The sequence below is a fragment of the Streptomyces sp. H27-H1 genome (assembly GCF_026627445.1).
In the GTDB taxonomy this organism is placed as follows: Bacteria; Actinomycetota; Actinomycetes; order Streptomycetales; family Streptomycetaceae; genus Streptomyces.
Map to the genome: position 1 here is coordinate 102,752 of NZ_JAPNLJ010000021.1, position 21,167 is coordinate 123,918.

A 21,167-nucleotide genomic window follows, 5' to 3' on the forward strand; every position below is an offset into this window, starting at 1 on the left:
CCAAAAGCATCCTGGAGCAGTACGGCTGCCGCAGTTGACCCCACCCCGTGCAGACGGTCCGGCTGCGGGAATCCGGGCCTTCGTCCTACGGCCACACGTCACCGTCCCGCCTGCGCCGCAACCGGCCCTACACGAGGCCAACCCGGGCCATCATGGGCGATTCGGGGCTCCGACCAGCAGGGGGAGGCTGGTCGGAGCCGGGCCCTGACCCAGTCGGGCGAGGTGGAATGAGGGCGTAAAAAGCGGGGGAAAGAGTCCGGCAACAGGTTCCTGGTGTCACCGGTCCTACCGAACCCCGACTGGCGGAGCACTGGGGCCACAGCATGGCGCACTGCACGTCCCGGGTAGGGGGAAACCGATATCGCCGGAGATGTCAGGTGCGCAGGGCCTCGCGCTCGGCCATTGCCTGGAATTCGCCCAAATCATAGTTGGCCAGGACCGAGTCGAGGTTCGTGAGCGCGCCCAGGTGTTCGATGAAGCCCTTCGGGTCGTACTCGACCTGAAGGGTCACCCGGCTCTCATTGTCATTGAGGCGGTGGAAAGTGACCACGCCCGCGTGGTGCACCCCCTCAGTGGTGCGCCAAGCGATGCGCTCTTCGGGAATCACCTCGGCCAGCTCTGCCACGAACTCCTTGTCGGCTCCGGGCAGGGAGACCTGCCAGGCGAAGGTGGTCCCGTCGATCCGCTTGACGTGCCGGACGTGGCTGAGGAAAGAGGGCCAGCGCTCGACGTCCTGCCAAAGCGCCCAGCTCACAGAGACCGGCGCCTTGATGTCGACAGCTTCGAGCAATGAGGACGTCATGGACTTCTTCTCCTTCATGCGGGGCGACTTGTCCTCTCGCGGGTACCCGCGAGAGCGGGTTTCATCCGAGCGCACGGACATACCTGATCACTGCGGGCGGTGAACGGCGCCGCCGAGGACCGGCAGGGAACCTATGCGGTCACACCACCAGCGGGGGCTGACTACCGTCCGGTTGCGGCGCCGGGCCGGTTGGTGCGAACGAGGACGGCTGAAGCGGCCGAAACACAATGCCCTGGTGATCGCCAGCTGCATCGACTCGCACGGCACCCACCGCTCCGACTGCTTCAGCGTCAACACCGGCGACGCGGCCGTCGCGGAACTCGTCTCCCCCGTCGATACCCCTTACGGATTCCTCGCATCCGCGTCCCGCCGCGTCCGAAAGCCGGACTCCACCTGCCAGGACGGCAGCGGATCGTGCGGGCGGCCCCATAGTCGATCTCTCGGGCCAGCCGTAGCCAGGCGGAACGGCTGCCCAAACCACCCAGGACCGGTCCGGCACCCAGTACGTAACCCGGCTCCGGACCTGAGCGTTGGCAACACATGGACAACACCAAGCACGTACTGGCCGCCCTCGCCCTCGCCGGGGCTGCCCTGACGGTCACAGGTACCGCCCACGCAGACGGCAACCCCCTCGAAGCCCCTCTCAACAGCGCTGCCGCGAACCTCACCTCTTACACCGCCACCGGAACCATCGACGGAGGCGAAGACCCCCTGCGCCCCCTCACCACCCCGGTTGAATCCCTCGGCAACAGCCTGAAGTAGAGCCCACACAGCACCGTCGGCACACCACTCACCCGTCGAAGCGCACTTCAGCGGATCGCCCCTGCCGTCCCTCCCCCAAGGCCCGCACCCCGACGGCCTACTGACCGACCCTGCGGCTGGCACCCTCGCCTTGAGTACCTGTGCACGGATGGGTGAGCCCTCCATGGCAGCCGAGGGTGTCGGCTCGCCACCGACGCGCACGGCTCGGCCTGCGAGCCCGGCCTTCCGGGCCTGAGCGGCGTCGTGCGGGGCCGTCGCTCCGGCGGCGGGCGTGGAGTCTTCGGGCCCCGACTGGGTGAGTGGGCCGACCGTGGACGCGGGCCTGCCGGCCCTCGCCATCATCCTGCTGCGGCGGAACCGACGGGGCTGAAGTTCGGGATCGTGGTCACGGGCGAGGGTCGCCGTGGCCCCTCGGCGGGTACTCCCGGCCGGGCAGTTCAGCGGCGCCGAACAACACGATCCGCTCGCACACGAACCGGACCCATTCCACGGGAGCCCGGCACCCTTGACTGCCTCAAGATGCTCGGCGATCCAATGGGTCTTCCACACCGTGATCGGCGCGGGCGCGGTCTGTCCGACGGAGGAGTACGGCTCGACCGCACCCGGCGACTGGGACGTTGCACCGCGTGCGACATCGGAAGACCAAAACGGACCCGCAGCCCGCCTGCCTGCCCGGACGCGGCGGCAGCCTGGGGCCGGCGCAGTTCCGAGTCCGTGCCCGGATAAACAGACGGCCACGCCTCTGGTCGGCGTCCTCGATACCGGTTGCCGAGTTCGATTACCTCTTTGCTCCGAGGTCGAAAATCTGCAATGGCCATAGTAGACATTAGATGGTGACTTAGCTATGGTTTCTCTGCCAGCCCAACGAGACCGGGGGCTGGCAGAGGCAAACCACCAGGCCCAGTAGACGTGGTTGAAGTGCGTGGAGCGGTGCGGTGGTGACCCTTCGAAGCCCGGGCGCAAGGGGAGGCGAGGTGCGTCCCCAGACAGGGACAGCTCCGGCGCCCTACGCCTGGCACTCATCCGACTTGCCCGGTCTCCCTCATCGACTCCCAACAGCCGCTGGGAGGGCGCGGTTTGCTCTGCTGGAAGGAAAGGGCGGTATGTCCATGGAGTCGCCGCGGGTGGTGGTGCGGTCCGAGGGCGACGGTGTGTCCGTGCTCGTCTGTTCCGGGGAGTTCGACCTGGACACCGCGGGCGTGCTGCGGGCAGCCTGCGAGAGGGCGAGCGCTGCGGAAATTTTGGTGCTGGACGTCGCCCAGGTGGGCTTCGCCGACTCGACCTTCCTCAACTTGCTGCTCAAGTTGCGCAAGTCCCGTCGCCTGGTACTGATCGGCCCGCTATCGGAGCAGCTGCTGCGACTGCTGGAGATGACCGGCACGCTGGCCTTGTTCGAGATCCGCGAGAACGCCCCAGAAGCTCCCTGAGCCGGTCACTACGCCCTCGTGCCCGCCACCGAGGCGACCGGTCGGCGGCCGGCACGAGGAGCCATTCTGGAGAGCGTTCTGGAGAGCGTGACCGCCACCGCGCTTCCTTGAGTGCGGTGGCCTCAACAAGGAGGGGCGACTGGCCCGCATCACTCCGCAATTCCAGCACCCTGTCACGGGAACGGGCACGCCGGATGCAGGAGAGTTACAGGAGGGCGAGGTCTGCGGTGATCTGTTTGCCGGAGCCGTGGGGTGTGACGGTGACGAGGTCGGCGAGGCTCTGGACCAGGGGCCAGCCGTAGCCACCGATCCGGAGCCCAGGGGCAGTGGCGGTCCGGGCGACCGGGTACACCGGATTGTGGTCAGCAACCAGCACACGCAGTGCACCGCCGTGAATGTCCGCACCGAAGGCGCTCAGGCCGCCGCCGTGACGGATCGCGTTGGTGACGAGCTCCGAGGTGATCATCAGCGCGTCGGTCACCACACGGCGATCCGGGGAGAACCCGAACTGGTGGAGCAGCGCGGCGACTGCGGCCCTGGCAGCGGCCGCCGTCAGGGGAAGCGGCTGCGTCGAGGCTTCTGGGGCGGGTGGCTTCCCGTCCACTTCTCCGTCCCCATGTGTCCGTTTCATGTCCCTCGTCTACCCGGTAACGAGCCAAAACCCCCGTGATTCTCACACAGCACCCCGACAGCACGGCCCGCGGAAACTTACCGCCGGTGTCGTACGGACCCTGCGCCACCCTGCGGGTCAGGGCCGGAGTGCGTCCTCGACGCTCGGGCGCAGGTCGAACAGCTGGTCTGCTCCGGTCAGCTCGAGGAGCCGGGTGAGCTGGTGCTGGGGGGCGGCAATCCTCAGGTCGGTGGTGTGGTGGAGCTGGATCAGGAGGTTGAGGAAGGAGGAGTCGGCGAAGGTGAGGGCTGAGGCGTCGAGGACGACGGTGCGGTGGCTTGCGGCAGCGGCGGACAGCTGGTCCGCGATCGGTTGCAGGGTGTCCATGTCGTACTCGTCCACGGCGGTCACGACCGCGGTGTCCTGCCGGTCATACGTCTCGTCCATGGCCACAGCATGCCAGCCCATGTGCATATGCGGACACCTTGCGTGCCCCTGCCGGGCCCGGTTCAGGGAACGCCGCCCCTGCGTGCTGCCGGTGGAGCTCGCGTTCGCGGTGACCGAGGTCCTCGAACTGGACCCTTTCGCATGTGGTGCGCCTGTCCGTCCGAGCGGCCCCGTGCAGGGGGGCCTGGCCTCGAGGGGATCAGCTCGCCGGCGAGGTGGCCCAGGCCTTTTCGGCGTCCTCGACGGTGGAATAGGCAGGGAAGACCTGCTCCAGGCCGACGATGTGGAAGATCCGGCGAACTCGGTCGGGGACGGCGATCAGAACGATGGCGGCGTGGGCGGCCACTGCGTGGTTTCGGGCGGCGATGAGGACAGTGATGCCGCTGGAGTCGCAGAAGGTGAGGCCGCCCAAGTCGACGAGGAGTTGCTGGCCGGCATCGATGGTGAGGCCTCGGAGGATTTCGCTGACTTGGGGAGCGCTGTGGTGGTCCAGCTCTCCGGCCATTTCGATGACGGGACCGCAGGGGAGGGTGCGTGTGTGGACGCTCAGCTGTGTCACTGCTGCCCTTCACGTTCGGGTCGGGGCACGCTGACGGCCAGGAGGGCGGTGTCGTCGTCCACTCCGGTGCCGAGGGTGTCGAGGAGGGTACGGATCGCGGCGATGGTGTCCCGGGCGGTGGTGGGGGCCAGGTCACGGCCGAATTCGAGGAGAGCTTCATCGCCGTAGCGGTCGCCGGCGCTGGTGCCGTCGGTGTGGGCCTCGGTGAGGCCGTCGGTGTGCAGGAGGAGGGTGTCGCCGGGGCCGAGGTGGACGGCGGTGGTGGCGATGTGGGCGTCGGGCAGTACGCCGATGAGCTGGCCACCCGGGGTGGGCAGGTATTCGGCAGTGCCGTCGGCGCGCATCAACAGGGCCGGCGGGTGTCCGCCGCTGGCCAGGGTGACCTGGTAGCCGTGTTCGGCGTCGGGGGTGAGCAGTCCGTAGACGACGGTGCAGAACCGCGGGTCGTGGCCGTTGTACTCGTGATTGAGGACGGTATTGAGGTTACTGAGGACGGCGGCCGGATCGGGGTCGTAGACCGCGGCGGCGCGCAGGGTGTAGCGGGCCAGGGAGGTGACGACCGCGGCCTCGGCCCCCTTGCCGCACACATCGCCCAGGAACATGCCCCAGGACCCGCCGGTGAGGGGGAACAGGTCGTAGAAGTCACCGCCGACCTCGTCGATGGAGGCGACGTGGTAGTGCGCGGCGACGTTCAGGCCGGGGACGTTCGCCAGGGCGGACGGCAGCAGCGTCTTCTGCAGCGTGGTGGTCAGCTGCTGCAGGCGCTCGCGTTCACGGTCGGACTCCCGGTGGGCGCGCAGGAGCTCCTCTTCATAGGCGCGCCGGTCGCGGGCGTCGAAGACGGTGGTTCGGATCAACAGCGGCTCGCCGTCACCACCGGTCTTGACCGTGGAAGTCACCAGGACCGGTAGCCGGGTGCCGCCGGCGGATTTGAGCTCCAGGGCAATGCCGCTGATCTCGCCCTGCATGAGGAGCAGCGGCGCCAAATGCGTCTCGTAGTAGATCCGACCACCGACAGTGAGGAGGTCGGAGAAGCTCTTGCGGCCTACCAGGTCTCCCCGCTCATACCCCAGCCAGGTCAGCAGTGTTCCGTTGACCTTGGCGATCTGTCCGTCCAGGAGCGTGGAGAGATAGCCGCACGGGGCGTTCTCGTAGAGGTCCTCCGCACTGTCCTCCAGTAGTGCGGAGAACAGCGCGGAATCATTGCCCGCTCGGTCCCCGGATACGCCGTCGCTGTCCTGATCGCCGTCGGTGGCGCACATCATCGCAGCGTCCCTGCAAACCCGGCGATCGCCTCGACGGTCTCTTCGGGGGCACTGAGCTGGGGGCAGTGTCCGGTGGCGTTCAGGGTGACGAGCCGGCTGCCGTTGATCTGCGCGTGGACGAAGGCGCCCACCTCCGGCGGTGCGATCGCGTCGTTGGAGCACTCGACGATCAGGGTCGGGACTTCTACCTTCGACAGGTCGGCGCGGTTGTCGGACAGGAACGTCACACGGGCGAAGACCCTGGCGATGGCCGGGTCGGTGGCACAGAAACTGGTGGTCAGCTCCTCGCCCAGCTCCGGACGCTCCGGGTTCCCCATGATCACCGGGGCCATCGCCCCCGACCACCCGAGGTAGTTCGCGTCCAGGGATTCGAGGAGCTCGTCGATGTCCCCGGCGCTGAACCCGCCCCGGTATCCGGTGGCGGGGTCGTCGATGAAGCACGGCGAGGGGGCCAGCAGGACCAGGCCCGCGAAGTACCCGGGCTCCCGCGCGGCGGCCAGTACACCCATCATGGCGCTCACCGAGTGACCCACGAACGTGACCGGGCCGAGGTCGAGGTCGCGGCAGATCTCGAGCACGTCCTCGACGTAACCGTCGAGGCTGGAGTACCGCTTTTTGCTCCACGCGGACAGATCCGAGCGGCCGGAGCCCACGTGGTCGAAGACGACTACACGAAAGTCTTGTTCCAGTACTGGAACCACGAGACGCCACAGGTTCTGATCGCACCCGAAACCGTGCGCCAGCATCACCACCGGGCCATCCGCCCGCCCCGACACCCTCACGCGATTCCTGCTACGCACATCCATGCATCACATCCTCGCAGAAGCGCCTGAGAGCAAGACGGCGCCCCGGAACCGCGAATCCCCCACCAGGCGATTCGCACGAGAGCCAACACCTCAGCGACCGCAGCATCGGGCGCCCTCGCACAGCGAGAACATCGGTCGTCGGCACGCTTCCCGGCGGCGGGGCCAGAAGAGGCTTCGTGCGCAGGAAGCGGCCCTCGTGCTCCCTGCTCCCGTCCGCCGTCGCGGTGACCATGCCTGTGGGATGCCGGATCAGGCATGGCCGGCCGCGTTGAGCCGGTTCGTCGGCGTGGGGAGCAGGGCCTGGAGTGGATCCAACACCAAAGGGTGACTTTGTGTCACGGTGGCGTTACGGGAGCCCTGCTCAGCGGCTGGGGCCCCTAACGTCAGAGGCCTGACCCGCCACCGCCACCACGACGTCTCCTTCACCAGACGGCGTCTCCTTCACCAGACAGGACGTGCCCCGCCGTGCTCATGCCCCGCGCCCGCCACCTCGTCGCCGGCGCCGCCATCACCGCCGCAGCCCTGCTGCTGCTCCTGATCCCCGGCCAGGGCCACGCCGCCGGAACCCTGCGCGTCTCGAAGATCTGGTACGACTCCCCCGGCAGCGACACCGGAACGAATGCCTCGCTCAACGCTGACTGGGTTCAGGCCGCCAAGGGCACCACTGCCACGGTGAGCCGCAAGGGCTGGACGTTGACCGACGCCGCCTGCCACACCGTCCCCACCTCACCGTGGAGCCCGGCAAGACCGTCACCGTGAGAGCAGGGAAGGGCACCCCGCGCCTCAGGTCGTCGCGATGTTCAACGCCTCCCGTGCCCTTCCGCGGACCGGGCAGGCGAAAGGACACGCGGTGTGAAGGCCGGCAGGGAGGGCAGGTGCCCGGTGTGGAGGAACCAGAAGGTACGAACGCCCCTTCCGAACGGCTGTTGCGCGGCCTGACCGTCGACACGAGCAGGCCCGAGCAACCAGTGCTGCTGGACGCCTCGGGCCACACGATCGAGACGTGGCGGGAGAACTACCCGTACTCGCGCAAGATCCGCCGGGTGGAGTACGAGCGGCAGAAGCGGATCCTGCAGATCGAGATGCTGAAGCTGCAGCGGTGGGTACAGGACAGCGGTCAGCGTCTCGTAGTGATCTGCGAGGGCAGGGACGCGGCCGGCAAGGGTGGCACGATCAAGCGGTTCACCGAACGCCTCAATCCACGGGGGGCTCGAGTCGTCGCGCTCGGCAAGCCCACCGAGACCGAGTCGAGCCAGTGGTACTTCCAGCGGTACACCGCACACCTGCCCGCGGCCGGCGAGATCGTGTTCTTCGACCGGTCCTGGTACAACCGGGCGGGTGTGGAGCGGGTGATGGGCTTCTGCGAGGAGGAACAGTGTCAGCTGTTCCTGCACCAGTGTCCGGGCTTCGAGCGGATGCTCGTGGAGGACGGCCTGCTGCTGGTGAAGTTCTGGTTCTCGGTGTCCCGGGCGGAGCAGCACACTCGGTTCGCGATCCGTCAGGTGGACCCGGTGCGCCAGTGGAAGCTGTCGCCCGTCGATCTCCAGTCGCTGGACCGGTGGGATGCTTACACGGCGGCCAAGGTCGACATGTTCCGGGCGACGGATACCGCGCACGCGCCGTGGACGGTCGTCAAGAGCAACGACAAACGGCGCGGCCGCCTCGAAGCCATGCGCAGCCTCCTGGTCCGCTTCGAGTACGGGAACAAGGACGAGGGCGCCGTCGGCGAGCCCGATCCCCTCGTCGTCGGCGCGGCCGACACCCTGCTGGAAGCGGGCGAGGAGGACACGGACCTGTCCCCGACCCCGCTCGGCCACCACCGCGTCGGACCTGGCAGCCATCCAGGCTCACAGGCCACCCCAGCCACCCCTTCCGCCTCAGCTGACAGGTCGCCCCGTCCGCCTCAAGGGGACGCGAAACGGGACGATGGGCAACCTGTCGGCTGACCACGCGCCCTCCGTCCACCGGCCGGCTTCCTGCCCGCCGGCTCAAATCGGCACCCCTCCTGCTGGAACCCGACGAAAGGCAGACCTCGCCAGGACGGTCGCCCTGGCACCGGCCGCCCTCAGGTGACTGGTTCCGGCGCCGGTACGGGACCGGGCAACGGGCCCGGCTGCGGGTAGGGATCGGGGCGCGGTGCGGGTGACGGCTGCGGATCAGGTTCAGGCTGCGGCGGGGCGGGCGGAACCGGGTCCGGCCCTGGAGCCGGGACCGGACCTGGCAACGGCCCGGGCTGCGGGCCGGGACCGGGGCCCGGAACAGGGGTAGGGCTGGGAGGTACAGGATCGTTCGGAGGAGTACCCATTGCTTCTTCCTGCCGTCGGGGTGGCCAGCGCTACCGGATGGAGGCGCCTGCGGCGGTTCAGTGTTCGGCTCCGGTCCGGGGACGGGGCGGGCGGTGCGATATCCGGGAGCCCTCGCGTATGTATGTATGCGTTCGCGTTCGTCATGGTGGATCCGGCATATGGGAACGAAGAGTCTTTCGCTTCTCCGCCTGCCCGCTCCCGTCCGGCCGAATCTCGGTTGCTCCGCCGCTCGGGTCTTGCGCGCTCCACCACCGGGGCCCGTCCGGTATGTCGTCGTAGGGCCGGCCGGTCCTAGTGCTGAGGATGCGGCGACGCAAGGACGGCACCCGGGCGGTCACGCGCCCAGCGCAGCACGAGCACCCACGCCTTCCGCGACCTCACGGACAGGCGACTACTGGTTCAACCACGAGGTCGCCGACGCACTCGGCGACCCCAGCGGTCTCCTCCGCACCTGACGGAATCCGCCCACGCGCCCTATTCACAGTCCCGCGAGCCGCGGCCGCCTACGGATCAAGGCCGGAGAGCGACGGGATGAACCCGCGAGTTCAGGTGTGGAGGCGGCTGTTGGGCCCGTCCTGGTCTCCGGCGCTGTCGTCGTTGAACCAGTAGTCGCCGGCAGCCAGATAGCGGAACGCCTGGGTGGTCCCGCTGGGCAGGTCGACCGTGACGGCGCGCTTCCCGTCCTTGCGGGGCTTGAACGTGTGGGTGCCGGCCTGCCAGCTGTTGAAATCGCCCACCACGCTGACGGGGCCCGGCGGGGTGTGGGCGGGCAGGACGAAGGTGACCGCCGTGCGGTCCTTGCGCAGCGTGCGCTCCAGCATGGGTGAGCTCCTGACATCAGCGGATGGGGGTTACGGGCACATCGTCGACGGCGCAAGCGCCCCTCGCACGCCGACGCCGCCACCCGCGTCCGACCATCACCCACCCACCACAATCAGTGACACAAATGGTGCGAACTATTACGGTGCGTGTCAGCGTGGAGGGGAGGAATCCGTTACGCATCCCAGAGGAGTGACCGTCATGGGCGGTATGAAGGACAAGCGCCAGGAACCGGGCAAGGGCCGCGAAGAGCAGCAGCGCCCGAGCAGCGAGGGCCAGGACCCCGCCCGCCCCGGCGCAGGCGAGACAGCCCGCGGCAAGAGCCCCGAGGAGCTCAAGCAGCGCCAGGATGAGATGCGGCGCGAGCGCGAAGAACGCGATGGGGACGAGATGCGCGACGACAAGGCCTGACCTTCGCCAAACCGTCACACCCACGCACGCAGGACCCGGCCGGGCCCGAAGCCACCGTCACACCGGCCGGGTCCTGTCACGTGCCGGCCTCCAGCCCCGAGCCCGAAGCCGCCGTCGTCAAACCCTGACCCACCAAAACCCACCGCGAAGCCGCGTCCGGACCACGAAGATCCTGACGCGGCCCACGTGGTCCACGTGGTCCACGCGGCCGGCATCGTCCGCCCCACGTACAGGCACGATGCCGATGACACCGTGGACACGCGTGCCCGGCCGCAGCAGGAGTCTGCTGCGGCCGGGCACGTGAAAGCCGAGTCAGCGGCGAGGGCCACCCCGGCCTTCACCGCGGCGGGATTCCTTGCCGTCCTCGTAACGGATCTGCTCCTTGCGGACGGTGTCCGAGACTTCCTGCTGCTCGGTGACCTTGTCCGTCTCCAGACGCACTCGCTCGACAGGCACCGTCTCCTTGCGCGTCACCGCGCGCTCGGCGTGCAGGGTCACCTCCTTTTCGGCCTCGCCGATGTCGCCGCGGGCCCGCTCGCCTGCACGGATGGGCTCGCGTACGACACGAACCTCCTCGTGGCTGACGGGGACGGTGGTGGTGACGTTCTCGGTTACCACCACCTTCTTGAGGCGGGCCCGGCCGACCTCCTCGTTGGCGGTGCCCACGCGCAGCCGCTCCTCGGAGCGGATCAGCTCGTCCTTGCCACGGCCCTCGCCCCGGTCGTCGACGTACGTCCCCGTCGCGATGCCCGGCGCATCCACGGCGGTCCTGTGGCCGTTGCCGTTTCCGTTCCCCCCGGCGATGCCGTAGTGCTGGTAGAGCCTGTGCTCTTCGTCGGCGTCCAAGTGCTGGTCGGCGTCGACGCGCGGGGCGTCCTTCACGACGTCCTTGGAGTGCGGGACATGGAGAGCTTCGCCGTCGCTGCGGGCGCCCGACAGCGGTACGAACGACTCCTTCATGCCGAACAGACCGGTCTTGACGGTGACCCACTCCGGCTGGCCGGTCGCATCGTCGCGGTAGACCTGGCCGATGTTTCCGATCTTCTCACCGGCGGCGTCGTAGGCCGTCAGCGTCATCAGCTGCTCGGTGCTCAGGAAACCGTTTCCAGCGCTCATCGATGAATCCTCCTGTGCGTGGGCACGCGACGCGCGGCGACTTCGATGTCCCGCGCTCACCGCGTACCTACTCAAGCCCGCACCCGGAACGAAGAAGTCGCAACCGGTGCGTGCGGCTCGGGTTCGGCGCCGAAGCGGTTTCGCGCGGCGATAGCACCGTCGGCCCGTCGAATTGCCCTGGGCAGCGCCTTGGCCCTGACGGGTGACTTTCAGGTCCGCGTGCGGGACCGCCGCTGCCCAGCTGTCCACCAGCGGCTGGTACGCCTGCGGCGCGGCGGCCTCCCTCCCCGAGGATCCCCGCACTCGCCGCCCGAACGCTGTCGGACCACACCTCCGACGAAACACCGAATGCTGCGCTCTCCGCGGCGCTACTGGACGCTTTTCATTTCGACCGGCCACGCGCACCGCCGGCCTTTCCCAGCAGACAGCCCAGCAGGCCCAGCCCGGCGCCCAGTCCAGTGGCCATTGGTCACCGGGAGCGAGTTCGCGCTGAGGCAGTGGCACCCGCAGCGCGCGATCCGCAGCGTGGTCCGCGATGATGAGACTGTGAGCGAAGCGCGCTGCAGTTTGCTTCTCCGTGCGCGTCCGCGGTTCCTCAATGATCTATTCAGCACGCCTCGGCCTTGGGTTCCGCCAATGCGACCTGGCCGGTATTCACTTCTTCAGAGAGTCGCGTCCTTTCTTCCTCCGGGTACACAGGTGCGCAGCGGCATTGCGGACGCAGCCGATCCCGCGAACCCCGTCGAGGCGGTGAGGTGGCGTGGGCCCCGCCCACCGGCCCGCAGATCACCCTCCGCGGGGCCCAGTTCCCGCTTCCCGCGGGTGCTTTCGGGCAGGCAGACATCCAAGGATATTGGCCTATGAACGACCGCATCACCGGCTACGTCCAGTCCTACAACCGCGCCCGCGGGTACGGCTTCCTCATCCCCTACGGCAGCACTTTCACCATCTACGTGGAGGCCGACGCCCTCGAGCCCCCCTGCACCACCCTCTCCGAAGGACAGCAAATTACGTTCACCATCGCCTTCACCGAGGGCCGCTACACCGCCCACCACGTTCGCAACTGAAGCGAGCCCACGCCCCACCCGCACACGAACAGCCGGCGTTGACACAGGACGCTTCCTGTCCTGGGTGACGTCAAACGTCACGACCTGCCCCTCCTGGAGCCCGCAGAGGCCGGAGGAGTTGACGTCGGAGCACTGGGAGAGGACGCCGCACCGCCGCCCTCCTGCGCGATGGCGATGAACCCGAAGCGCAGGAACCGGGGCGATCGCCTCCGTTCCGCCTGGCCGCGCTTGGCCGGCTCCGATTGGTCAGCGCCTCACCCGGCGCCCAGCACTTCTCCTTGCTTGAGCAAGCAGATAATGTTCAAAGTGTGAACGCATCCCCCCTCCCTGCCGACGATGCCACCGACGACCGCTGGTGCATGGCCGTGCGGCTGCTGAACCGGATGGAGCAGCGCCTCGACGAGGCACTTCGGCACCGGCACGCCCTCCCCCTGTCCGAATACCGCGCCATGTGTGCCCTGAGCCGCCCGGAGAGCGCCGACGGACTGAGGATGGGGGAACTCGCCGAGCGCATCGGGATGAAGGACAGCTCCGTCACCCGGCTGGTTGCCCGACTCGAGCTTCAGGGCCTCGCGGAGCGTGTTCCGGGCGCCCGCTCAGGCACCGACTCGGCCGACGGCCGCGCGGTCAGCGCCCAGGTCACCGAAGCGGGCCGCGAACGGTACGCGGCAGCCACCCCCACCTACCGGGCAGCCCTCGGCGCCGAACTCGACGCGGCCCGCACCAACCCCTACCTCGCCGACCTCGCCACCTGGGTCCGCGCCGCAGACGCCGGCGCACAGACCACATGACGGCGGCACGAGCCCGCCCGACAACGGGAGTCCGCATGACCACAGCGACCCACCACTACGAGCACCTCCTCGCCGACGAGTACACCTGGATGCTCGGCGGCGACATCACCTCCCACGTCGAAACCCAGGCCGCGCTCCTACGCGGCCTCGGCGTCCTGCCCGACGGACCCGCGGGAGACACCGCCGTCGACCTAGGCTGCGGACCCGGCGCACAGTCCCTGGCCCTGGCCGCCCTCGGCTTCCGTTCCGTGACCGCCGTCGACACCAGCAGGAGGCTCCTCGACGAACTCGCAAGCTACGCGGGCGCCCCCTCCCCCATCCGCCCGGTCCACGCGGACCTGCGCACGGCACTCCCTCAACTCGCCGCCCCCGCAACCCTCGCCGCTGTCGTGTGCATGGGAGACACCCTCACCCACCTCCCCGCCACCACCGACGTCGTCGCCCTCCTCTCCGACGTCCGCGACGCCCTCGCGCCGGGTGGCCACCTCGTCATCACCTACCGCGACCTCACCGGTCCGCTCACCGGGACCGACCGGTTCCTGCCCGTACGCAGCGACGAGAACCAGATCCTGACCTGCTTCCTGGAGTACACCGACGAGGACACCGTGACGGTCCACGACCTGCTCCACACCCGCATCGACGGGGCATGGTCCCTGCGGGCCGGCAGCTATCCGAAGCTGCGGCTCTCGGCCGAGTGGCTGGCCGGCCAGTGCCGCGCCGCGAACCTGGACGTCGTCCACGACGCCACCGGCCCGCGCGGCCTGCGTGTACTGCACGCCCGCCGCTCCTGACACCCGCTCGTACAAGACGGTCGTATTTCCCGTCCTGTACCTCGCCCCGGTGGCGGCCACCCTCACCCTCGGACTCACCGCCTGATGAAGACCGGCGACGCGGCAGTGCAGTCCGGTTCCGGTCAGGCCAAAGAAGGAAGATCACCCCACCTGTCACGTTCGCCGAGCCGATCGGGTCATAGAGACATGACCACCCTGAAGATCGCCTTCACCGCTCCGTTGACCGCCGCATTCCTGGCCATGACCGGCTCCGCCACCACCCCTGCCGCCGCCGCCCATCACATCACCTGGCGCAGTGCGTGGAGCGCATCCCCGCAGACACCCACCCACACCGACTGGTTCCCCAACTGGTCCGAGGAGGGATTTCTGAACGAGTCGGTCCGGCAGGTGATCCGTACCAGCGCCGCCGGGTCCGAGCTGCGTGTACGGATCTGCCTACGGCAAGACGCCGCTCCGCCTCACCGGCGCGACCGTCGCCCGGAGCGCCGCAGGGGCCGGTGTACGGCCCGGATCGCTACGCACGCTGCGTTCAACGGGAACGCGGCGGTCACGGTGCCGGCAGGCGGCGGGCGGCGAAGTAGCGGGCGAAGCGTTCGACTTCACGGTCGAGGCCTTCGAACAGCTCACCGTCACCCTCCACTTCCAGGACCGTACCGGCCCGGCCACTTTCCACAACGTGGCCAACGGCTTCTCCTACCGAGCCGAGATAGACCACTTGCGCGATACCTCGGCCGGGCGTGAGAATCCTTGGCGGCACGATCCCGCCTTACGGGGGCTCGCAGTACTGGAACGAAAATGGCGAGAGCGTGCGCACGCGGCAGCTTGCCGCCGACGCGTGGCCGCGCTTTGTGGCCTCCTCTCTTCAGTGGTGCCTTTTGTTGCGCCAAGCGAGGACCGCAAGCGTGGCGATGGTGAGCAGCAGCAGGCCGTGTCGGACTGCCGGCCGTGCCAGGACGGCGTTCGTCGTGGGAACAGCGTTGGAGATCTCCGGCGGTGTGCCGGAGGCCGCTTCAACCAGCTGGTCGGCGAGCAGTGCGGCCTTCCGGCGTGCTGTCTGGGATGTCTTGTCGGCCATGCTCTGTTCCTCTCTTCCAGGGATTGCGAGATTTCCCGCGCGCAAGTTCAAGGGCCCGGGAACCGTCGCGTGCCGGACGCGGGAGACGGGCGGGCCGGGGCGGGTCGCCTCGGCTCATGTCAGCCGGTGAGAGCCGGAAGTACGGTTTTGCCGTAGTTGTCGAAGAACGCGTCCTGTTCGGAGCCGATCTGTCCGACGTAGACCTCGTCGAAGCCCGCCTCGACGTACTTGCGGATCGCGGTGATGTGCTCGTCGGCATCGTCCCCGCACGGGGTGTTCTCCGCCACCTGATCGCGGGTGACGAGTTCGGCGGCCTGTTCGAAGTGGGTGGGGGTCGGCAGGATCTGTCCGAGTTCCCCGGGCAGTAGTTCGCTCGGCCACAGGCGGTGGACAGTGTCGATGGCCCGCTCCCGGTTGGGGTTCCAGCACACCTTGAGGCCGCCGATGACCGGCTTGTCCGCGCCGCCGGCCCGGCGGAAGGCCTCGATCAGGTCCCCATCGGGGCCCATGAGGACGAAGCCGTCTCCGATGCGGCCGGCCAGTTCCGCGGCGTTCGGTCCGAAGCCGGAGACGTAGACGGGGGGCGGGGTCTGCGGGACGGTGTAAAGGCGGGCGTTGTCGACGGTGTAGTGCCGCCCCTGGTGGTTGACGAGATCGCCGGTGAACAGCTTCCGCATCACTTCCACGGCCTCTTCCAGCATGTCCGACCGTTCCGCGTGGCGGGGCCAGCGGTCACCCAGGACGTGTTCGTTGAGCGCTTCACCAGTGCCCACACCGAGAGTGAAGCGGCCGTCCAGCAGGACGCCGGATGTGGCTGCGGCCTGGGCCGTGACGACCGGGTGCAATCGGACGGTCGGGCAGGTGACGAGGGTGGTGACCGGCAGGTCGACCGCCTGCGACAGGGCGCCGATCATGGACCATACGAACGGGCTGCTGCCCTGTGCGTCGTTCCACGGATGGAAGTGGTCGGAGATCGCCAGCCGGGTGAAGCCGGCGTCGGCCGCCCTCCGTGCCTGATCCAGCAGTTGGCCGGGGGTGAACTCCTCGCAGGAGAGGAAGTAGCCGAACTCGGTCATGGTGCGCTCCGTTCAATCAGGGTGCTGGGAACCGGCCCCGTCCGGCCCGGCCCGGCCGAGGAGGTGGTCCGAGTCGAAGCCGAAGGCCGTTGGCCCCCGGTTCAGCTGGGCGGGTACGGGGCGCGCTTGAGGCGGCGGGCGAGGTGGGCGGTGTTGGCGGCGAGGGTGGCCGTGGTGGCGGCGGTCTTCTCCGGGGTCTTGTCGAGGTCCTGATAGTCGGTGCCCTGCATGGCTTCGCCGACCCAGTAGGTGACGGCGTTGGGGGCGAGGGTGAAGCCGACGTCGTTGAGGCCTTGGAAGAGGTCGGCGCTGACCTTGTGGGCGCCGTCCTCGTTGCCGACCACACAGACACCGGCCACCTTGCCGTAGGTGAGCATGCGGCCTTCGTCGTCCGTCTCGGAGATTTCCGCGTCCAGCCGCTCCAGGACCCGCTGGGCGATGCTGGAGGCGTGCCCCAGCCAGATCGGTGTCGACAGGATCAGGATGTCGGCGCCCAGGACCGTGTCCCGGATCTCCGGCCAGGCGTCACCACCACCCATGTCGGTCTCCACGCCCGGCTTCACGTCATGATCCGCGATCCGGATCGTTTTGCCCGTAACGCCGTGCTCGGCCAGGGCCGCCATGGTCTGCTCCGCCAGTAGCTGGGAACTCGACGGGGCGGGAGAGGCGGACAGCGTGCAAACCAGGGCGACAGCCCGCAGAGGTGTGGTCTCGTTCGTTTCCATATCTGCCCGGCTACCCGGCCTCGCGGCTCGCTATCGCCTGGGCTCTGAAATCCACCCACCCGGCGTCCGCTCTCCTGGTGACGGCATTGATTCAGACAAGTACGAGGGGGCAGGCGCGCAAGCGTGCAGCGTGCCCCCGACGATGCGGAGCAGTCCCGTGACCGAGTCCGTCCAGCAGCCCGGACAGCCGGACCAGCACACCTACCGTCGGGCTGCGGACTACGTGGCCGCAGCCCTCATCTTCCTCCGTGACAACGTCCTGCTGACCGAACCGCTGCGTCCAGAACACCTGAAGGCCCGGCTCCTGGGCCACTGGGGCACCTGCCCCGGCATCACGATGGTCCACACCGCTCTCAACACTCTGGTCCGGGAGCGCGATGCCGACGTCCTCCTGGTCACCGGCCCCGGGCACGGCGCCCCGGCCCTCCATGCGAACCTCTGGCTCGAAGGCACTCACGAGGACTACGACCCCGCCTTGGCCAGGACCGCTGCCGGGCTGCGCGAGCTGGCACGCCGCTACTGCGCGCCCGACGGCTTTCCCAGCCACCTCGCACCGTCCGTCCCCGGCACCATGCACGAGGGCGGTGAACTCGGCTACGCGCTGGCGACCGCGTTCGGCGCCGCCCTCGACGCGCCGGACCGCATCGTCGCCTGCATCGTCGGGGACGGCGAGGCCGAGACCGGGCCGACCGCCGGAGCCTGGCACTCCACCAAATACCTCGACCCGGTGACCGGAGGCGCGGTCCTGCCCTTCCTCCACCTCAACGGCTTCAAGATCTCCTCGCCGACGGTGTTCGCGACAATGTCGGACGAGGAACTCACCGCGCTGTTCCGCGGCTACGGCTGGGATCCGCGGATCGTGGACGTCACCGGCGACCCTCCGGGAGACCCCCTCGGAGCAGCGGTCCTCGACGCGCACACCGTGCTCCGGGACCTCCAGGACCGCGCCCGGTCGGGCGACAAACCGGTCCGTCCCGCCTGGCCCATGATCGTGCTGCGCAGCCTCAAAGGGCAGGGCTCGCCCGCAGAGGTCGAGGGCAAGGCGATCGAGGGCACCTTCCACGCGCACCAAGTTCCACTGCCCGACGTCCACGACGACCCGGAGCAGCTGCGGGCCCTCGAAGGCTGGCTGCGCTCCTACCGGCCCCAGGACCTGTTCGACGCTGACGGCCGTCCCGTACCGGACGTCCTCGCCTGCGTCCCGGCGGGTGCCGCCCGGATCGGCGCCCAGCCCGCCGCCAACGGCGGCCGTCTGCGCCGGCCCCTCTCGCTGCCACCGCTCCGGCCCTACGCGGTCGACGTCGCCAAGGGGCCGGGCACCGCCACCGCGAGTCCCACCCGAGTCCTTGCCGACTGGCTGGCCGAGCTGATGCTGAGCAGCGCGGCCAATCGCGACTTCCGCATCGTCTCCCCGGACGAACTGGCCTCGAACAAGCTCGATGCCGTCCTGGCGGCCAGTGGCCGCGCCTACGTCTGGCCGGTCGAGGAGTACTCGGAGGACCTGACCCGGGACGGCCGGGTCATGGAGATGCTGTCCGAGCACAACTGCCAGGGCTGGCTCCAGGGCTACCTGCTGACCGGCCGGCACGGCCTGTTCCCCACCTACGAAGCCTTCGCCCCCATCGTGGACAGCATGGTCAACCAGTACGCGAAGTGGCTGAAGGCATCCCGCGAGGTCCCCTGGCGCACCCCGGTCAGCAGCCTCACCTACCTCCTCAGCAGCGAGGGGTGGCGCCAGGAGCACAACGGATACAGCCACCAGGGACCTGGGTTCATCAACAACCTGCTGAACAGGAAGAGCAGTGTCACCGGCGTCTATCTGCCGCCCGACGCGAACACCCTGCTCCTCGTCATGGAGGAGCTGCTGGACGAGACCGGAAAGGTCAACATCGTCGTCGCGGGCAAGCACGACGCCGCCCAGTGGCTCGACCTCGACGCGGCCCGCGCCCACTGCCGCGCCGGCGCCTCCGCCTGGCCCTGGGCGAGCACCCACGACGGTGAGGACCCGGACGTCGTTCTCGCGTGCGCCGGCGGTATCCCCACCGTCGAATCGCTCGCCGCGGCGGACATGTTGCGCCGCGACCTCCCCGAGGCCAGGTTCCGCTTCGTGAACGTGGTCGACCTCTGCGCACTCGCGCCAGCGGACCGGCACCCCCACGGGATGGCGGACGACCGGTTCCGCGACCTGTTCGGCGACGACACTCCCGTCGTCTTCGACTTCCACGGGTACCCGTCCGCCGTGCACCAGCTGATCCACGGGCGTCCGAACCCCGACCGGTTCCACGTCCGCGGATACGCCGAGGAAGGCACCACGACCACGCCGTACGACCTGCTCGCCCTCAACGGAACCTCCCGTCACGACCTGGCCATCACAGCCCTGAAGTACCTGGGCACCCGCCACGGCCGGGCCGCGGCACTCGCCGGGGACTACGCGCTCCGACGGGACCGGCTCCGCGCGGAACTGCGCCACACCGGCACGGACCCCGCCGAGATCACCCAGTGGAGGTGGCCTGCGTGAACGGCGCCGTCATGGTTCTCGACGCGGGCTCCTCCAGCCTTCACCTCGCCGTCCTGGACGAGGCGGACCAGGTTCTGGCCCGCAGGGACCTCGACAAGCCGTCGGACGACGGGGCAGGCACCGCGCTGGAGGAACTCCTCGGCGCGTGCCCGCCGGTCTCCGCCTGCGGGCACCGCCTTGTCCACGGCGGCCCCCACCTGCGGCGGCCCGCCGTCGTGGACGGCTCCGTACGCGCGCTGCTCGGATCGGTCGCGGACCTCGCCCCGCTCCACATGCCACCCGCGCTGGCCGCGCTCGACACCGCCCGCCGGCTCCTTCCCGATATCCCGCACATCGCCTGCCCCGACACCGCATTCCACAGCGGGCTCCCCCAGGCCGCCCACACCTATGCCCTGCCACGGGCGTGGATCCAACGCCACGGCCTGCGCCGCTACGGTTTCCACGGCCTGTCCTACGCATACGCGGCACGCCGAGCCGCTGAAGTTCTCGGGCGGCCGGTGGAGGACCTCCAGCTGGTCATCACGCACCTGGGCGGCGGCTGTTCGGCCTGCGCCGTGCGGGAGGGCCGCAGCGTGGACACGACCATGGGGTTCACTCCACTGGAAGGGATGGCGATGAGCAGCCGCAGCGGCAGCATCGACCCCGGGATGCTGCTGTGGCTGCAAACCGAGACGGGGTACGGGCCACAACAGCTGCAGGAGGTCCTCGCTCGCGACTCAGGGCTCCTCGGACTGTCCGGAACGTCCGGTGACACCCGTGAACTGGTCCGGGCCCGTGCATCCGGCGACACCGACGCGGGCTTGGCCCTGGAGGTGTTCACGCTCGGTGTACGCAGGGGCGTGGCCCACGTCGCGGCGTCCCTGGACCGCATCGACGCTCTCGTCTTCACCGGCGAGATCGGCGAGGACCAGCCCGAAGTCCGAGAAGCCGTGGCCGGCGGCCTGGCCGTGCTCGGGATCAAAGGCGGCCTCAGCCCTGAGAACCCGACCGAGCCCGTCGCGGTCAGTACTCCTGGAGCGGCCGTGCCCGTCCTCGTCGTTCCCACCGGCGAGATCCAGCAGATCGCCCGCGAAACCCGGGCCTGCCTCGGACGGTAAAATTACATCCCCTACATGCCGCAGCGCGAGGAGCTGCCGCCGGAATCGGCCGACGATCCAGTGGCGGCGTTCGCCGCGTGTGCTCCTCGTAGGCGAGTTCGGGATCGCGCGCAGGGCCCGGCCGGCTTCCCGCACCGGCGCGCCGGTCCATGGCTCTTGTGCCTGGCCCCCGGGCATCACGCGGGCCCGCCGCGGTTCGCGGCGGGCCCGGGAACTCGGGGCGCGTGGGGTCAGGCGTGACGGTGCCGACCGCCGGCGACGAGGCGGTAGAGGGCCAGGAGGATGACGGAGCCGATGATGGCGGCGATCCAGGTGGAGAGGTCGAAGAAGCCGTCGATGGAGTCGACGCCGAATATGACCTTGCCGAGCCAGCCGCCGAGCAGACCGCCGGCGATCCCGATGAGCATGGTGATGATGACCCCGCCCGGGTCCTTGCCCGGCATCAGCATCTTCGCGATGAGGCCGGCGAACAGTCCGATGAGGATCCAAGCGATGATGCCCATAATGCGTCTCCTACCTTGTTGTATGAACCCTGTGTCAGTTCACCGTCTGCACCGCCGGGCAGACTTTAGAGGTCGTTAAGTCCCTTTCCGGTAGAGGCCCCGTCCGGGCTGAGTGAGGAAGCCTTGGCGGGTGAGGCGTCCGAGGCGGCTGCGGGTGACGTTCAGGGAGGGGTCGTCGGTGGGCATGCCGAGGA

At 69.0% G+C, this 21,167-nt stretch carries 22 protein-coding genes; 10 read left to right on the forward strand and 12 right to left on the reverse strand.

Annotated features, from left to right (window positions below; all coding sequences use genetic code 11):
• Window positions 1-373: 373 nt before the first annotated feature.
• Complete coding sequence (locus tag OTB20_RS23230) at window positions 374-802, reverse strand: SRPBCC family protein (protein ID WP_267820304.1); 429 nt, start codon at window positions 800-802, stop codon at window positions 374-376.
• Between the two features lie 540 nt (window positions 803-1,342).
• Here OTB20_RS23230 and OTB20_RS23235 point away from each other — a divergent pair.
• Window positions 1,343-1,564, forward strand: a complete 222-nt coding sequence (locus tag OTB20_RS23235) for a hypothetical protein (RefSeq protein ID WP_267820269.1) — start codon at window positions 1,343-1,345, stop codon at window positions 1,562-1,564.
• Window positions 1,565-2,667: 1,103 nt separating this feature from the next.
• A complete protein-coding gene (locus OTB20_RS23240; protein ID WP_267820271.1) occupies window positions 2,668-2,991 on the forward strand; it encodes an STAS domain-containing protein in 324 nt (107 codons plus the stop codon).
• 205 nt (window positions 2,992-3,196) lie between these two features.
• Here OTB20_RS23240 and OTB20_RS23245 read toward each other — a convergent pair whose 3' ends face one another.
• The 5 genes from OTB20_RS23245 to OTB20_RS23265 form a co-directional block, all read right to left on the reverse strand.
• Complete coding sequence (locus tag OTB20_RS23245; protein WP_267820273.1) at window positions 3,197-3,622, reverse strand: ATP-binding protein; 426 nt, start codon at window positions 3,620-3,622, stop codon at window positions 3,197-3,199.
• A 117-nt stretch (window positions 3,623-3,739) separates the two neighbouring features.
• The gene (locus tag OTB20_RS23250) at window positions 3,740-4,048 is read right to left on the reverse strand and encodes an STAS domain-containing protein (protein ID WP_267820275.1); all 309 of its coding nucleotides are present in this window, start codon (window positions 4,046-4,048) and stop codon (window positions 3,740-3,742) included.
• Window positions 4,049-4,247: 199 nt separating this feature from the next.
• Window positions 4,248-4,607 (reverse strand): STAS domain-containing protein, encoded by a 360-nt coding sequence (locus tag OTB20_RS23255; RefSeq protein WP_267820277.1) that lies wholly within the window; start codon window positions 4,605-4,607, stop codon window positions 4,248-4,250.
• Entirely contained in the window at window positions 4,604-5,869 is a 1,266-nt protein-coding gene (locus OTB20_RS23260) for a SpoIIE family protein phosphatase (RefSeq protein WP_267820306.1), read from the reverse strand. Before OTB20_RS23260 ends, OTB20_RS23255 begins: the two co-directional genes overlap by 4 nt.
• Window positions 5,869-6,678, reverse strand: a complete 810-nt coding sequence (locus OTB20_RS23265) for an alpha/beta fold hydrolase (protein WP_267820278.1) — start codon at window positions 6,676-6,678, stop codon at window positions 5,869-5,871. Before OTB20_RS23265 ends, OTB20_RS23260 begins: the two co-directional genes overlap by 1 nt.
• A 465-nt stretch (window positions 6,679-7,143) precedes the next feature.
• Here OTB20_RS23265 and OTB20_RS23270 point away from each other — a divergent pair, with 465 nt between their 5' ends.
• Complete coding sequence (locus tag OTB20_RS23270) at window positions 7,144-7,437, forward strand: hypothetical protein (RefSeq protein WP_267820279.1); 294 nt, start codon at window positions 7,144-7,146, stop codon at window positions 7,435-7,437.
• Between the two features lie 125 nt (window positions 7,438-7,562).
• A complete protein-coding gene (ppk2, locus tag OTB20_RS23275) occupies window positions 7,563-8,624 on the forward strand; it encodes a polyphosphate kinase 2 (RefSeq protein ID WP_267820281.1) in 1,062 nt (353 codons plus the stop codon).
• 905 nt (window positions 8,625-9,529) lie between these two features.
• On the opposite strand, the gene OTB20_RS23280 is transcribed toward ppk2, so the two are convergent.
• Window positions 9,530-9,805, reverse strand: a complete 276-nt coding sequence (locus tag OTB20_RS23280) for an isoamylase early set domain-containing protein (protein ID WP_267820282.1) — start codon at window positions 9,803-9,805, stop codon at window positions 9,530-9,532.
• A 199-nt stretch (window positions 9,806-10,004) separates the two neighbouring features.
• Here OTB20_RS23280 and OTB20_RS23285 point away from each other — a divergent pair, with 199 nt between their 5' ends.
• Entirely contained in the window at window positions 10,005-10,214 is a 210-nt protein-coding gene (locus OTB20_RS23285) for a hypothetical protein (RefSeq protein ID WP_267820283.1), read from the forward strand.
• Window positions 10,215-10,526: 312 nt separating this feature from the next.
• On the opposite strand, the gene OTB20_RS23290 is transcribed toward OTB20_RS23285, so the two are convergent.
• Window positions 10,527-11,330, reverse strand: a complete 804-nt coding sequence (locus tag OTB20_RS23290; protein WP_267820284.1) for a PRC and DUF2382 domain-containing protein — start codon at window positions 11,328-11,330, stop codon at window positions 10,527-10,529.
• Between the two features lie 860 nt (window positions 11,331-12,190).
• Here OTB20_RS23290 and OTB20_RS23295 point away from each other — a divergent pair.
• The 3 genes from OTB20_RS23295 (at window position 12,191) to OTB20_RS23310 (ending at window position 13,979) form a co-directional block, all read left to right on the forward strand.
• Window positions 12,191-12,397, forward strand: coding sequence for a cold shock domain-containing protein (locus OTB20_RS23295; RefSeq protein ID WP_267820285.1), 207 nt, complete (start codon window positions 12,191-12,193; stop codon window positions 12,395-12,397).
• Between the two features lie 308 nt (window positions 12,398-12,705).
• A complete protein-coding gene (locus tag OTB20_RS23305; RefSeq protein ID WP_267820286.1) occupies window positions 12,706-13,188 on the forward strand; it encodes a MarR family winged helix-turn-helix transcriptional regulator in 483 nt (160 codons plus the stop codon).
• A 35-nt stretch (window positions 13,189-13,223) separates the two neighbouring features.
• On the forward strand, window positions 13,224-13,979 hold the full coding sequence (locus OTB20_RS23310; RefSeq protein WP_267820287.1) for a class I SAM-dependent methyltransferase: 756 nt from the start codon (window positions 13,224-13,226) through the stop codon (window positions 13,977-13,979).
• A gap of 862 nt (window positions 13,980-14,841) precedes the next feature.
• On the opposite strand, the gene OTB20_RS23315 is transcribed toward OTB20_RS23310, so the two are convergent.
• From OTB20_RS23315 to OTB20_RS23325, 3 genes are all read right to left on the reverse strand, one after another.
• Window positions 14,842-15,054 (reverse strand): hypothetical protein, encoded by a 213-nt coding sequence (locus OTB20_RS23315; RefSeq protein WP_267820288.1) that lies wholly within the window; start codon window positions 15,052-15,054, stop codon window positions 14,842-14,844.
• Window positions 15,055-15,173: 119 nt separating this feature from the next.
• The gene (locus tag OTB20_RS23320; protein ID WP_267820289.1) at window positions 15,174-16,130 is read right to left on the reverse strand and encodes an LLM class F420-dependent oxidoreductase; all 957 of its coding nucleotides are present in this window, start codon (window positions 16,128-16,130) and stop codon (window positions 15,174-15,176) included.
• A gap of 101 nt (window positions 16,131-16,231) precedes the next feature.
• A complete protein-coding gene (locus OTB20_RS23325) occupies window positions 16,232-16,855 on the reverse strand; it encodes a flavodoxin family protein (protein ID WP_267820290.1) in 624 nt (207 codons plus the stop codon).
• Window positions 16,856-16,997: 142 nt separating this feature from the next.
• Here OTB20_RS23325 and OTB20_RS23330 point away from each other — a divergent pair, with 142 nt between their 5' ends.
• Together OTB20_RS23330 and OTB20_RS23335 are read left to right on the forward strand one after the other, a co-directional pair.
• Complete coding sequence (locus OTB20_RS23330; protein ID WP_420716469.1) at window positions 16,998-19,373, forward strand: phosphoketolase family protein; 2,376 nt, start codon at window positions 16,998-17,000, stop codon at window positions 19,371-19,373.
• Entirely contained in the window at window positions 19,370-20,470 is a 1,101-nt protein-coding gene (locus OTB20_RS23335) for an acetate/propionate family kinase (RefSeq protein ID WP_267820294.1), read from the forward strand. Before OTB20_RS23330 ends, OTB20_RS23335 begins: the two co-directional genes overlap by 4 nt.
• Before the next feature lie 230 nt (window positions 20,471-20,700).
• On the opposite strand, the gene OTB20_RS23340 is transcribed toward OTB20_RS23335, so the two are convergent.
• The gene (locus OTB20_RS23340; RefSeq protein WP_267820296.1) at window positions 20,701-20,973 is read right to left on the reverse strand and encodes a GlsB/YeaQ/YmgE family stress response membrane protein; all 273 of its coding nucleotides are present in this window, start codon (window positions 20,971-20,973) and stop codon (window positions 20,701-20,703) included.
• Window positions 20,974-21,167 lie beyond the last annotated feature (194 nt).